Raw genomic sequence first — 13,127 nt, 5'->3', positions numbered from 1 at the left:
CTGCACATGGCCGCACGCCCCTTGAACGAAGTCGTGGAAGCCGGGTGGGCCAAGGCCCTCGAACCCGTCGCCGAGAAGATCGCCGAGATGGGCGAGTTCCTCCGGAAGGAGGTGGCGGAAGGCCGGCAGTACCTCCCCGCGGGCGCCAACGTGCTCCGGGCCTTCCAGCAGCCCTTCGACCAGGTCAAAGTGCTGATCGTGGGCCAGGACCCGTACCCCACGCCGGGGCACCCGATCGGCCTGAGCTTCTCCGTGGCCGCGGACGTGCGCCCGATCCCGGGCAGCCTGCGCAACATCTACAAGGAGCTCACCGAGGACCTCGGGCTGCCGATGCCGGGCAACGGCGACCTGACCCCCTGGACCGAGCAGGGCGTGCTCCTGCTCAACAGGGTGCTCACCGTCATGCCGGGCAAGCCCGCCTCGCACCGCGGCAAGGGCTGGGAAGAGGTCACCGAGCAGGCCATCAAGGCCCTCGTCGCCCGCGACAGGCCGATGGTGGCGATCCTGTGGGGACGCGACGCCCGCAACCTGCGCCCGATGCTCGGGTCCGTCCCGGCCATCGAGTCGGCCCACCCCAGCCCCCTGTCGGCCCGCAGCGGCTTCTTCGGCTCCCGCCCGTTCAGCAGGACGAACGAGCTTCTCCAGCAGCAGGGCACGGACCCCGTGGAGTGGAAGCTCCCCTAGGCAGTTCCCACCCCACCCAGGCACTAGGATTTCCACCATGAGTGATGTATCGGGCACCGAACGCTATCTGCGTCTGACCGTTGAGCTGACCGTGGAGGTGCAGGACCTCGCCGCCCTGCAATCCGCCGCGCTGAAAGAGATCAACCACCCTGACGCCGATCTGGACGACGACGAGCGTAAGGAGCAGGCCGAGCTGGTCTCGGCCGACGACACCGGCGCCAGCGCGCTGCAGTGGCTGATCGAGCCGGACCACGTCCTGGGCCTGATCGAGCACGTCGACCAGATCGAGCCCCGTGAGGCCGTGCTGGGCGTCGAGCCCTCCGACGGTCCCTCGGACGAGGACGAGGACGACGACGACCACGCGGGTCACGACCACGCGGGTCACGACCACAGGCACTGAGACCGCAGCACTGAGACGATCACCGCCACCCCGGCGGTGGTGGGCCTTCCCGGCCAGGCGCCCCGCCGGGAAGGCCCACCACCGCCGGGGCTTTTTCATCACCGGGGTTTCGACCGCCGGAGCTTTTCGTCACCGGGATTTCGACCGCCGGGGTTTCGACCGCCGGGGCTTTTCACTGCCGAGGGCCCGTCCCACCGCTGAGTGCCCGCCGGAAAGGCCCGCGCCTCAGCCGGTGACGATGACCTTCTCCCGGCGGGCCACCAGGGCGTCCCGCTGCCGGGCCAGCTCCTCGAGGCGGAGGTCCAGACCGTTGACCGTGCGCCTCACCCACTCGGCGACGTCCGCGACGGCCGCGCCGGTCTCCGAGATCCGGTGATGCTTGATCGCGTCGGTGATGATGTTGTCGAAGAACATGTCGGCGAACCAGCGGGTGTCCACCTTGGGAAGCTTCGGGGTGACGTTCACGCCGATGTCGACGAGCTCCCTGGAGAAGGTGTCCAGCAGCTGCTGGGCGTGCCAGGCGGCCTCGTCCGCGTTGCGCAGGTGGCCGTGCTCCACCATGTCCGCGAAGCCGCCCCCGGCCAGCATGTCCCACCTGGAGGCGCCGCGGGCGCCGCCGAGGCAGCGCAGGACCTCGCCGACCCCGTGGAGCGCGTCGACCCCGGCCTGGTGGGCCTCCCGGTGCTCCACGAGGTCGGCGCGGGTGTCGGCGAGACGGTGGCCGATCTCGACCAGCTCGCGCCCCTCGGGGGCGCCGGAGGCGACCAGCCGGCGCTCCTCGCGCTCCAGCAGCGCGTCGTACTCCTCCCGCGCCGCCCCCAGCCCGGCGAGCCCCTCGTCGACGGCCGCCCGGTCCGCGTTCAGCCATTCGAGGCGGTTGCGCTGGCCGTCCAGGCGTTGCCGTACGGCCAGCGCCTCGGCGCGCTCCCTGGCGAGCCGCTCCTCCCTGGACCCGGTGAGCCCGGACAGGAGGGCCGCGAAGCCGCCGCCCTCCAGTTTGGAGACGTCCTGTTCCTCCTTGGCGAGCTGCTCCTCGAGGTCGCCCAGGAGCGTCCCGACCTCGTCGAGCTGCACGGCCACCGCCTCGCGCCGGCTGGTCAGTTGTTCGAGCCGGCGCACCCGTTCGCGGGCGGCGAGCAGGGCGTCGGCGGCGTTGTCATAGGGGGTCACACCTGTGCGACGCGTGGGAAGGACGATTCGTTCCGGACCTTCCCGGATCATCGCTCGCGGCGCTCACCCGGTCCGGCTCAGCCCATGGGCACCAGGGGCGCCGGATAGCCCGGGACGCCCGAGGGGAGCCGCCAGGGCTCGTGGATCATCCGCGTGGGCACGGCGTCGAGTTCGGGGACGTGACGGCGGACGTACTCGCCGTCCGGGTCGTACCGTCTGGCCTGCCGGATGTGGTTGACGGGCCGGTTGGGCCGGGTGTCGTTGCCGGTCCCCGCGACCCACTGCCAGTTGCCGTAGTTGTTGGCGACGTCGCCGTCGAGCAGCAGGTCGAAGAAGTGGTCGGCGCCGACGCGCCAGTCGACGCCCAGCCGCCGGACGAGGAACGAGCCCGCGATCAGGCGTGCCCGGTTGTGCATCCAGCCCTCGGTGAGCAACTGCCGCATCCCGGCGTCCACGATCGGGACCCCGGTCATGCCCTCCTTCCACGCCTGCGCCGCGTGGTCGTCGTCGCGCCACTCGTGCCCGCGCGGCCGGTAGTCGTCCCGGTTGATACGCGGGAAGGCCCGCGTCACCTGGTAGAAGAAGTCACGCCAGCACAGCTGCCTGACGAACTCGTCGGCCCCCCTGCGGTCCTCGCCCTCTTCCTCTATCTCCCCCACGTCCCTGGCGTCACCCGCGCCCCCCGCGTCCCTGGCGAGCGCCTCCAGCTCCAGCGGCGAGACGCAACCGAAGCGCAGGTAGGGGCTGAGCCTGGAGGTGCGGTTGCCCGCCATGTCGTCGTGGCCGTCGGCGTAGTCCTCCACGCAGTGCCTCAGCCACTGCTCCATCCTCCGGCGCCCTACCTCCTCACCGCCCCTGAACAGCTCGTACGGCTCACGCCCCGGCCCGGGCAGCTTTCCGGCCCTCAGGCCGCCGGGGACGTGCACCATGCCGGGGGCCTTGAGCACCTCCCTGCGCGGCTGCCGGGCCCAGGCCCGCAGGTAGGGCGTGAAGACCCGGTAGTGGTCGCCTCCGCCCGTCGGCCTCAGGGCGTCGGGGGGCACGATCGTCAGGCCGGGGAACACGCGGAACGCCATCCTGAGGCGCTCGCACTCCTCGGCCAGGCGCCGCTGCCTGCGTCGCGCGAGGGTGCTGACGTCCAGGCTGGTGTGGACGGCCTGGGCCCTCGTCTCCTCCGCCAGGCGCATCGTCTCGGCGATCGTGTCACCGTGGCGCACGATCAGCTCACCGCCCCGCCCGCGGAGCGACCCGCGCAGGTCGGCGAGACATTCGGCGAGGAACCCCCCGCGGTTGCCCGAGGGGATGGCGGGGTCCGCGACGAAGAGCGGTATGACATGACGTGCGCGCTCGCACGCCGCGGCGAGCGCCGGGTGGTCGTGCACCCGGAGGTCGCGGCTGAACAAAACGATCACAGTATCGGTCACGTTTTTCCTTCGCCCGGTAACGCTCCGCCGGTTGCGTCCGCCAGGGGCCCGGAACTCGAAAGAACGTTCAGGGAGCGACCGCTCCCCTCGCCTGTCACGCTGGTACCGCACATAGCAGGCTCGAAATGGGATGAGATGGACGAGCAGCGTCAAGTGGTAGCCGACGAGGAGCCCGGATACGGCATCGGAGCCGTCGCCCGGCGCCTCGGAGTACCCGCCCCCACGCTGCGGACCTGGAACCTACGTTACGGCGTGGGCCCGAGCCGCCGGAGCCCGGGGGGACACCGGCGCTACGACGCCCGCGACCTGTGGCGCCTGGAGGAGATGAACCGGCTCATCAGGAGCGGGATTCCGGCCTCCGACGCGGCACGGAGGGTCCTGCGGATCGAGGTCGTCCCCTCCGCGCCTCCGGCGGAGCAGGGACGGGAGCCGGAGCGGGAACCCGAGTGGCCGGCCCCGAAGGGGATCCCGTCCCTCGAGGCCGACCGGCCGCCCGGCGTGCCGACGGTGGCGATGCTGGCGCGGGCGGCGATGATGCTGGACAGCGGGGCCGTGCACGACTGGATCGGCGCGGCGCTGGCCAGGCACGGCGTGCTGTGGACCTGGGAGCGCCTGGTGATGCCGGTCTTCGAGACGATCTGCAGGCGCCAGTCCGAGAGCGGGGCGAGCATCGAGGTCGAGCACCTGTTCTCCGACCGGCTGATGGCCGCGCTGATCGGGCTCACCGAACGCCCCGCCCGCCCGGCCGGCCCGCGTCCCGTGCTGCTCGCCTGCGCCGAGAACGACCTGCACAGCCTGCCGATCTACGCGCTCGCCGCCGCGCTGGCCACCGAACACCGGGTGGAGACCCGGGTGCTGGGCGCCCGGACCCCGTACCCGGCGCTGGCGGACGCGATGCGGCGGCTGGGTCCCTCGGTGGTCTTCGTCTGGTCCCAGCTGCCCGAGACCGGGGATCCCGCCCCGCTCGCGTCACTGCCCGTGCTCCGCCCGCCGAGCCTGGTCGTCGCCGGCGGCACGGGCTGGTGGGACGGCCTGCCCGCGTCCATCCCGCGCGTCGCGTCGTTCCAGGACGCGATCACCCGCGTCGTGGCCGCCGCCCTGGCCTGATTCTTTCCCCGCACGCCTCCGACACGCCCCGCATCTGCGGGCACCTCCGTGCCGTACCTGCGGGCACCTCCGTTCCGCTTGCTTGCGATCACGGCCTTCGAGCGAGTATGAATAAGTTTTGAGTAGCTTTTCTCGGTAAGAGGAGGCATCATGGCAGACCCCCTGAACACCCGGTTCGCCGCGGGCGACGAGGCGGCGCTGATCGAGTGCTTCCAGGCCCACGGGCCCCTCGTCCGCTCCTACCTGCGACGGTTCGTTCGCCCGCAGGACGTGGACGACCTTCAGCAGATCGTGTTCGCGGAGGTCTGGCGTTCCCGGCACCGCTTCGACCCGGCGCGCAGCCTCCCCGCCTGGATGCTCGGCATCGCCCACAAGCGGGCGGTCGACCAGCTGCGGATCCGCACCCTGCAAACGGTGCCGCTGGATGTCGTCGCGGACCGCGCCGGTGCCGACGGCCGGACCGACGGCGACGGCCTGGCGGAGCGCGACCAGGTGCAGCGGGCGCTGGCCGAGCTGCCCGCGCCGCAGCGCCAGGCGATCGAGCTCGCCTACTACGGCGACCTGACCCAGCGGGAGATCGCCGAGAGGCTGAGCGTCCCGCTCGGCACGATCAAGGCACGTACGGCACGCGGCCTGCGCCGCCTGTCCGGCATCCTCGGCACGGCCGCGACGGGCGGCCGGCACGCCGAATCCCGCCGGGGTGAAGTGGCCGCCGCGCGTGGCGCGGACGGTACGGACGCGATGGACGAGGTGGACACGATGCACCGAACCGACCGGACCGGCCGGACCGGCGGGACCGACGAGACGGGCGGGCAGGTCGTCAGGCCGAGGATCGCGGTGTCCAGCTGCCTGATGGGCGAGCCGGTCCGGTTCGACGGCGGGCACAGCCGCAACCGGTTTCTCAACGGCGAACTCGACAAGCACGTCGAGTGGGTGCACATCTGCCCGGAGATGGAGATCGGCCTCGGCAGCCCGCGCGAGACCCTCCGCCTGGAACTCTCACCGGACGGTACGCGGCTGGTCTCCAGGAAGAGCCGGGTGGATCTCACCGACAGGATGACCGCCCTCGCCGCGGAACGGGCTCCGGCCCTGCGCGAGGTGGACGGCTACGTCCTCAAGTCCAGGAGCCCCAGCTGCGGGGTGCACGGCATCCCCGTCCACGCCGGGGGCACGACCGTGGATCACAAGGGCACGGGGGTGTTCGCGGCCGCGGTCCTCGGCACCCATCCGCTGCTGCCCGTCGAGGACGAGGGGCGGCTCAACGACGCCCTGCTCCGCGAGACCTTCGTGGAACGGGTCTTCGCCCGGGCCCGGCTCCGCGCGCTGCTGGAGAGCGACTGGCGCCCTCGTGACCTGGTGTCCTTCCACGCCCGGCACAAGATGCAGATGCTGGCCCACAACCCGGCGGCCTTCCGGGAGGCGGGCAGGGTGGTGGCCCAGGCGGGCACGCGGCCCCGCGAGGAGCTGGCCGCCGACTACGCCCGCGTCTTCGGCACGGCGTTCGCCGCCAAGGCCAGCATCGGCCGGCACGTCAACGTCCTGCAGCACTGCGTGGGCATGGTGGGCGACGCGCTCGACCCGGTGCGCCGGGCCGACCTGGCGGAGGTCATCGCCTCCTACCAGGCCGGGCAGGTGGCGCTGAGCGTCCCGGCGACCCTGATCCGCCACCACGCCCAGGGCATGGCCGCCGACTACGTGCGGGATCAGACGTACTTCTCCCCGTACCCCGAGGACCTCCGGCTGCGCAACCACGTGCCGGCCTGATCCCGCGGCCGTTCCCTCGCCACCGCGAGGGAACGGGCCACCGCGAGGGAACGGTGAGCTCACCACCCAGAAAAAGCGGTGAGGGAACGGCTCAGAGGGCCGGATCCAGCCTCACCACCGCGAGGGAGCGGGGAGGCAGGAACAGCTCCTCCCCCTCCGTGGTCGCCGACGGGTCGGAGGCGAGCAGGATGTGGCCGGGCGCGAACCGGCCCGTCCCCAGCTTGACCGTGAGCGCGACCGGGCCGAGGTTGGCCGCCACCCTGAGCCCTCCCCGGTGCACGACCAGCCAGGACTCGCCGTGGTCGACCCGTACCCGGTCCAGCCTCGGATCCGTCAGCTCGGGATGGGCGCGGCGCAGCGCGATCAGGGCGCGGTACCAGTCGAGGTGGGCCCGGTGGGCGTCGTCGTCCAGCTCGCTCCAGTCGAGCTTGGAGCGCAGGAACGTCAGCTCCTCGCCCGGATCGGGAGCCTTGTCCGCCCAGTCGTCGTAGCCGAAGCCGACGAACTCCCGCCGCCGCCGGTCGCCCTCACCCTCGCGCAGCTGCGGCTCGACGTGGTCGGTGAAGAACAGGAACGGCGCCCGCGTCCCCCACTCCTCCCCCATGAACAGCATGGGCGTGAACGGCGAGGTCAGCAGCAGCCCCGCGGCCAGCCGCAGCGCCTCGGGCGCCATCCGGTCGCCCTCGGCCCGGTTGCCGATCTGGTCGTGGTTCTGCGCGCAGCAGACGAAGCGGTAGCCGGGCACGTGGGACGCCGGGCGGCCGTGCGAGCGTCCCCGGAAGGAGGAGTAGGTCCCGTCGTGGTAGTAGGCGCGGGTCAGCACCTTGGGCAGGGCGCCGTAGAAGTCGTCGTAGTAGCCGTGCCGCTCACCGGTCGCCGCCACGTGCAGGGCGTGGTGGACGTCGTCGTTCCAGGCCGCCGCGAGGCCGAACCCGCCGGCCTCGCGCGGGGTCATCAGCCGGGGGTCGTTGAGGTCGGACTCGGCGATGAGCGTGAGCGGCCTGCCCACCGCCGCCGACAGCGCCTCCGTCTCGACGGCGATCTCCTCCAGCAGGTGCACGGCCCGGTCGTCGTGCAGCGCGTGCACGGCGTCCAGCCGCAGGCCGTCGATGTGGTAGTCGCGCAGCCACTGCAGCGCGTTGCCGACGAAGTAGGCGCGCACCTCGTCGGAGCCGGGGCCGTCCAGGTTGACGGCCTGCCCCCAGAAGGAGGAGGCGCTGGAGTGGAAGTACGGGCCGAAGGGGGCGAGGAAGTTGCCCGAGGGGCCGAGGTGGTTGTAGACGACGTCGAGGATCACGCCGAGCCCGCGCCGGTGGCAGGCGTTCACCAGGCGCTTGAGCCCGTCGGGGCCGCCGTAGTTCTCGGTGACGGCCCACAGGTCCACGCCGTCGTAGCCCCAGTTGCGCCCGCCGGGCACCGGCGGCACCGGCATGATCTCCACGAAGTCGACGCCGAGCTCCACGAGGTGCTCCAGCTTGCCGATCGCCGCGTCGAAGGTGCCCTCGGGGGTGAAGGTGCCGATGTGCAGCTCGTAGATGACCGAACCCGGCAGGTCACGGCCCTTCCACAGGGCGTCGCCCCACTCGAAGCGGTCGTGGTCGTAGACCCGGCTCGGCCCGAAGATCCCCTCGGGCTGCCGGCGGCTCCTGGGGTCGGGCAGCGCCTCGCCCCCGTCCAGCCGGAACCGGTAGTCGGTCCCGTGCCCGGCGCCGGACACCTCCGCCGTCCACCAGCCGCCTCCGGCGGACGACATCGGGTAGCGGACCTCGCCGATCTCCACATCCACCGCCGTCGCCTGCGGTGCCCATACCTCGAACATCGGTCAGTCCCTTTCCAGCAGCGCGACAGGGTGGACGGACAGCAGGTGGGCCAGCGGGATCCGGCCGGTGTACTCGGCACCCGACAGCAGGTCCCGCCACGTGCCGTGCGGCAGGGTGAGCGTGGTGCTCCCCCAGCCGCCGCGCCGCTCCAGGCCGACGGGCAGCCGGGTGGCCACCGCCACGGCCCGCTCCCCCCTGGCGAAGGCGATCGCGTGCTCCCCGGCCTCGATCGGGACGTACGGCGCCTCGGGGTCCAGCCTCCGCCGCAGGTCCAGGGCCTGGGCGGTGACCGCCAGCTTGGCCTCGTCCCACGACAGGCTGCCTGCGGCGGCGGGGCTCGGGTGGGCCTCGTCCGGGTGGGCCTGGCTCGCGTGGGCCTGGGCCGACGAGAGCATCCGGCGGCGCAGCGGGAAGTCGACCGGGCGCCGGTTGTCCGGGTCGACCAGGGAGAAGTCGGTGATCTCGTTGCCCCAGTACAGGTCGGGCACGCCGGGCATCATGAGCTGGACGAGCTTCTGGCTCAGCGAGTTGGACCTGGCGTACGGCTCGATCCTCGCGGCGAACTCCGCGACCGAGGCGCCGCACTCCTCGACGGCCCGGCCGACGAAGTCGCGGATGCCGCGCTCGTAGGCCGGGTCGGGGGTGGCCCAGGAGATCGAGGTCTTGGCCTCGCGGGCCGCCTTGAACAGGTAGTCGAAGAACCTGCCGGGCCCGATCGGCCAGGAGGCCATCAGGTTCTGCCAGGCCAGGTAGTCGAGGGCCGGGTCGAAGGAGACCTTCGAGGACCACTCGCCGACCGCCGCCGCCCACTCCCCCGGCATCTCGGACAGCACGGCGAGGCGGGCCCGCACGTCCTCGGAGCGCTTGGTGTCGTGCGTGGAGAGCGTCGTCATCGTGCCCGGCGACATCTCCCGGCAGAACGCGTGGAACTCCTCGACGGACCCGCCGAACCGGTCGGGCTCGCCGCCCACCTCGTTGAGGCAGGACAGGGGGTACCAGCGGTAGAGGGCGGTGTCCTCGACCCCCTTGGCCATCACCGGGCCGCAGGTCTGCTGGAAGCGGGTGACCGCCTCGGCGGGCCCGGTCAGGACCCGCTCGACGACCTCCGCCACCGGGGCGCCCTCGGGCAGCCGCCCGGCGGCGACCCGTCCGGCCTCCTCGACGATCCTGACCGAGGTCTCGGGCACCGGCTCGCCCGGCACCGCGTAGGCCCGGTAGACCGGCATCGCGGCGAGCAACTCCACCAGCGTCTGCCGGTCGGAGCCGACGACGGCGTGCAGCCGGTCGATCTCCGCGCCGAAGAACAGGTTCAGGACCTCCGCCTTGGACTCGCGGACCACGGTGGCGTAGTCGTCCCGCACCCCGGTCTGCTGGGCGAACAGCTCGACCAGCGGCTCCCTGCCCGCCGGGTCGACGAACAGCCCGGTGATCCGGTTGAGCGTCTCGTAGCCGGTGGTGCCGTCGCACTCCCAGTCGGCGGGCAGCCGCTCGGAGCCGACCAGGATCTTCTCCGCCACGGTCCACACGCCCGACTTCTCGCGCAGCCGCGACAGGTAGCCGCGCGGCTCGGCGAGCCCGTCGGGGTGGTCCACCCGCAACCCCTGGATGACCCCCTCCTTGACGAGCGAGAGGATGACGGCGTGCGTGGCGTCGAACACCTCCGGGTCCTCCACGCGCACCCCGATCAGCGAGGACACGTCGAAGAACCGGCGGTAGCCGGGCCCGCGCCGCCAGTCGACGAGCCGGTAGTGCGTGTCGGGCAGCGGGAACTCGTGGTCGTGGTAGCGCAGCACGTCGCCGTCGGCCACCACCTCGCCCGAGTCGCCGAGCACCGGCATGTTCACCTTGCCGCCGACACCGCCGACACCGTCGCCGCCCTCGCCGTCCTCGACGGACCAGTCGATGTCGAACCACGACGCGTACGGCGACTCCGGCCCGTCCTTGAGCACCGACCACAGCTGCGCGTTGCCCGACTCGGGCACCGGGATCGTCATGTGGTTGGGCACGATGTCGACGACAATGCCGATGCCGTGCTGGGCCAGCGTCGCCGACAGCTCCCGCAGCCCCTCCACGCCGCCGAACTCCTCGCGGACGCGCGAGTGGTCGGTCACGTCGTAGCCGTGCCGCGACTCCGGCACGGCCTGCAGGATCGGTGACAGGTAGACGTGGCTGACGCCCAGGTCCCGCAGGTACGGGGCCAGCTCGGCCACCTTCTCGAACCCGAAGTCGGGGGTGAGCTGGAAGCGGTAGGTCGAGATCGGCACCTCGTACGAACCCGGCGGCGGAGGGGGCGCCGGCACCTCCTCGGGAAGCACCAGGGGGTCGGGGACGTCCACGCCGGTCCTGGTCCCGGGAACGGACTCCGGCAGGATCTCGTCATGGGCGACCTGCGGCGGGACGGCACCGGGCGGGGTCTCGGGCGAGATCTCCGGCAGCGGGTCCGGCGGCATGCCCGGCACAGGCTCCGGCACAGGGCCCGGCACAGGCTCCGGCACGGGGCCCGGCTCGGGCACCGACCCCGGGGGGACGATCCCGGGCGCGGGCTCCAGCGGAACGGGCTCGGGGACGGGCTGGGTCACGGGCTCAGACACGGCGCAGCACCCTCACCGAGCGGCCGACGACCGGCACGCTCTCTCCGGCCCGGCAGACCCGGGTGTCGACCGTGATCGGCATGGCCGTGTCGATCTCCGTCAGCCACATCTCACCGTAGTCCTTGGGCAGCGTGAACTTGATGACGTCGTGGTGGGCGTTGAACAGCAGCAGGAACGAGTCGTCGACGATCCGCCGGCCCCGGCGGTCGGGCTCGGTGATGGCCTCGCCGTTCAGGAAGACGGCGAGCGACTTGGCGTACCCCACGTTCCAGTCGGCGTCGGTCATCTTCTCCCCCCTCGGAGTGAGCCATGCGATGTCGCTGAGGTTCTCCTCCGAGCCGCGTACCGGCCGCCCGTAGAAGAACCTGCGCCGCCGGAAGACCGGGTGGTCGGCGCGGAGCTTGGCCAGCCGCCGGGTGAACTCCAGCAGCAGCCAGTTCTCCCTGATGTCCGACCAGTCGACCCAGCTCAGCTCGTTGTCCTGGCAGTACACGTTGTTGTTGCCCCGCTGGGTACGGCCCAACTCGTCGCCGTGGGAGATCATCGGAACGCCCTGGGACAGGAACAGCGTGGTCAGGAAGTTGCGTTTCTGCTGCTCGCGCAGGGACTCGATCGCCAGCGAGGCGGGCCCCTCCTCGCCGCAGTTCCAGGAGCGGTTGTCGTCGGCGCCGTCCCGGTTGTCCTCGCCGTTGGCCTCGTTGTGCTTGTGGTTGTACGAGACGAGGTCCTGCAGGCTGAAGCCGTCGTGGCAGGTGACGAAGTTGATGGAGGCGGCGGGGCGGCGGCTGTCGTCCTGGTAGAGGTCGCTGGAGCCGGTCAGCCTGGACGCGAACTCGGGCAGCGCGGCGGGCTCGCCCCGCCACAGGTCGCGGATCGTGTCGCGGTACATGCCGTTCCACTCGGTCCACCTGGCGGGGAAGTTGCCCACCTGGTAGCCGCCGGGGCCGACGTCCCACGGCTCGGCGATCAGCTTGACCTGCGACAGCACCGGGTCCTGCTGGACCAGGTCGAAGAAGGCGCTCAGCCGGTCGACCTCGTGCAGCTCGCGCGCCAGCGTCGAGGCCAGGTCGAACCTGAAGCCGTCGACGTGCATCTCGATGACCCAGTAGCGGAGCGAGTCCATGATCATCTGGAGCACGTGCGGGGAGCGCATGAACAGGCTGTTGCCGGTGCCGGTGGTGTCCATGTAGTACCGCTTGTCGCTGTCGACCAGGCGGTAGTAGTCGGCGTTGTCGATGCCGCGCATGCTCAGCGTCGGGCCCAGGTGGTTGCCCTCGGCCGTGTGGTTGTAGACCACGTCGAGGATGACCTCGATGTTCGCCTCGTGCAGGGCCTTGACCATGGCCTTGAACTCCAGCACCTGCCCGCCGCGCTGCCCCGTGCTGGAGTAGGCGTTGTGCGGCGCGAAGAACCCGATGCTGTTGTAGCCCCAGTAGTTCGTCAGCCCCCGCTCGGTGAGGACGTGGTCGGTGACGAACTGGTGCACCGGCATGAGCTCGATCGCCGTCACCCCGAGGGCGGTCAGGTGATCGATGATCTCCGGGTGGCCGATCGCGGCGTACGTGCCGCGGATCCGCTCGGGGATCTTCGGGTGGTTGATCGTCAGGCCCTTGACGTGCGCCTCGTAGATCACCGTGTCGTGGTACGGCGTGCTCGGCGGCCGGTCGTGTCCCCACCCGAAGAAGGGGTTGATCACGATGGAGCGCGGCACGAACTCGGCGGAGTCGGCGTCGTTGCGGCTGTCCGGATGGCCGAAGCGGTAGCCGTACACCGCCTCGTCCCATTTCACGTCCCCCTCGACCGCCTTGGCGTACGGGTCGAGCAGGAGCTTGGCGGGATTGCACCGCTGCCCTCTCGGCGGGTCGTACGGGCCGTGCACGCGATAGCCGTACCGCTGCCCCGGGCCGACGCCCGGCAGGTATCCGTGCCAGACGAAGCCCTCACACTCGGTGAGGGTGACCCTGGTCTCCTTGTTCTCCTCGTCGAACAGGCACAGCTCGACGCGTTCCGCGGCCTCGGTGAAAAGCGCGAAGTTGGTTCCCGCGCCGTCGTAGGTGGCCCCGAGAGGATAGGGGTCGCCCGGCCAAATCTCGATCATCAGTTCCTCTTGAGCGTGGAGACCTCCGCCTTGAGGCGGAGGAGAGAACACGGCGCGACGCCGTACTGC

The 13,127-nt window shown here is 71.5% G+C and carries 9 protein-coding genes; 4 read left to right on the top strand and 5 right to left on the bottom strand.

What is annotated here, in order from left to right; translation table 11 throughout:
- Positions 1-6: 6 nt before the first annotated feature.
- Together AB0F88_RS09895 and AB0F88_RS09890 are read left to right on the top strand one after the other, a co-directional pair.
- Positions 7-684, top strand: a complete 678-nt coding sequence (locus AB0F88_RS09895; RefSeq protein WP_362679804.1) for a uracil-DNA glycosylase — start codon at positions 7-9, stop codon at positions 682-684.
- Positions 685-721: 37 nt separating this feature from the next.
- The gene (locus tag AB0F88_RS09890; protein ID WP_362679801.1) at positions 722-1,084 is read left to right on the top strand and encodes a hypothetical protein; all 363 of its coding nucleotides are present in this window, start codon (positions 722-724) and stop codon (positions 1,082-1,084) included.
- A 225-nt stretch (positions 1,085-1,309) separates the two neighbouring features.
- Here the strand turns inward: AB0F88_RS09890 and AB0F88_RS09885 are convergent, their stop codons facing one another.
- Both AB0F88_RS09885 and AB0F88_RS09880 read right to left on the bottom strand, forming a co-directional pair.
- Positions 1,310-2,254 (bottom strand): hypothetical protein, encoded by a 945-nt coding sequence (locus AB0F88_RS09885; protein WP_362679798.1) that lies wholly within the window; start codon positions 2,252-2,254, stop codon positions 1,310-1,312.
- A gap of 77 nt (positions 2,255-2,331) precedes the next feature.
- On the bottom strand, positions 2,332-3,678 hold the full coding sequence (locus tag AB0F88_RS09880) for a deoxyribodipyrimidine photo-lyase (RefSeq protein ID WP_362679795.1): 1,347 nt from the start codon (positions 3,676-3,678) through the stop codon (positions 2,332-2,334).
- 135 nt (positions 3,679-3,813) lie between these two features.
- Here AB0F88_RS09880 and AB0F88_RS09875 point away from each other — a divergent pair, with 135 nt between their 5' ends.
- Positions 3,814-4,785 carry a MerR family transcriptional regulator gene (locus AB0F88_RS09875; RefSeq protein ID WP_362679792.1) on the top strand — a complete coding sequence of 324 codons (972 nt, stop codon included), beginning with the start codon at positions 3,814-3,816 and terminating at the stop codon, positions 4,783-4,785.
- A 150-nt stretch (positions 4,786-4,935) separates the two neighbouring features.
- Entirely contained in the window at positions 4,936-6,549 is a 1,614-nt protein-coding gene (locus AB0F88_RS09870; RefSeq protein ID WP_362679789.1) for a DUF1722 domain-containing protein, read from the top strand.
- 91 nt (positions 6,550-6,640) lie between these two features.
- Here AB0F88_RS09870 and treZ read toward each other — a convergent pair whose 3' ends face one another.
- The 3 genes from treZ to glgX are packed head-to-tail and all read right to left on the bottom strand — an operon-like array spanning position 6,641 to position 13,058.
- A complete protein-coding gene (gene treZ / locus AB0F88_RS09865) occupies positions 6,641-8,368 on the bottom strand; it encodes a malto-oligosyltrehalose trehalohydrolase (RefSeq protein WP_362679786.1) in 1,728 nt (575 codons plus the stop codon).
- A 3-nt stretch (positions 8,369-8,371) separates the two neighbouring features.
- Positions 8,372-10,960 (bottom strand): malto-oligosyltrehalose synthase, encoded by a 2,589-nt coding sequence (treY, locus tag AB0F88_RS09860; RefSeq protein ID WP_362679783.1) that lies wholly within the window; start codon positions 10,958-10,960, stop codon positions 8,372-8,374.
- Positions 10,953-13,058, bottom strand: a complete 2,106-nt coding sequence (gene glgX, locus AB0F88_RS09855) for a glycogen debranching protein GlgX (RefSeq protein ID WP_362679780.1) — start codon at positions 13,056-13,058, stop codon at positions 10,953-10,955. Before glgX ends, treY begins: the two co-directional genes overlap by 8 nt.
- Positions 13,059-13,127 lie beyond the last annotated feature (69 nt).

It is taken from the genome of Streptosporangium sp. NPDC023963, assembly GCF_040639135.1.
In the GTDB taxonomy this organism is placed as follows: domain Bacteria; phylum Actinomycetota; class Actinomycetes; order Streptosporangiales; family Streptosporangiaceae; genus Streptosporangium.
This window is presented reverse-complemented; position numbering and strand designations above follow the sequence as displayed.

Bases quoted from the DNA above. Each gene is read 5' to 3' on its own strand.
- AB0F88_RS09895 (WP_362679804.1), top strand. From the start codon at position 7: ATGGCCGCACGCCCCTTGAACGAAGTCGTGGAAGCCGGGTGGGCCAAG.
- AB0F88_RS09890 (WP_362679801.1), top strand. From the start codon at position 722: ATGAGTGATGTATCGGGCACCGAACGCTATCTGCGTCTGACCGTTGAG.
- AB0F88_RS09875 (WP_362679792.1), top strand. From the start codon at position 3,814: ATGGACGAGCAGCGTCAAGTGGTAGCCGACGAGGAGCCCGGATACGGC.
- AB0F88_RS09870 (WP_362679789.1), top strand. From the start codon at position 4,936: ATGGCAGACCCCCTGAACACCCGGTTCGCCGCGGGCGACGAGGCGGCG.
- treZ (WP_362679786.1), bottom strand. From the start codon at position 8,368: ATGTTCGAGGTATGGGCACCGCAGGCGACGGCGGTGGATGTGGAGATC.
- glgX (WP_362679780.1), bottom strand. From the start codon at position 13,058: ATGATCGAGATTTGGCCGGGCGACCCCTATCCTCTCGGGGCCACCTAC.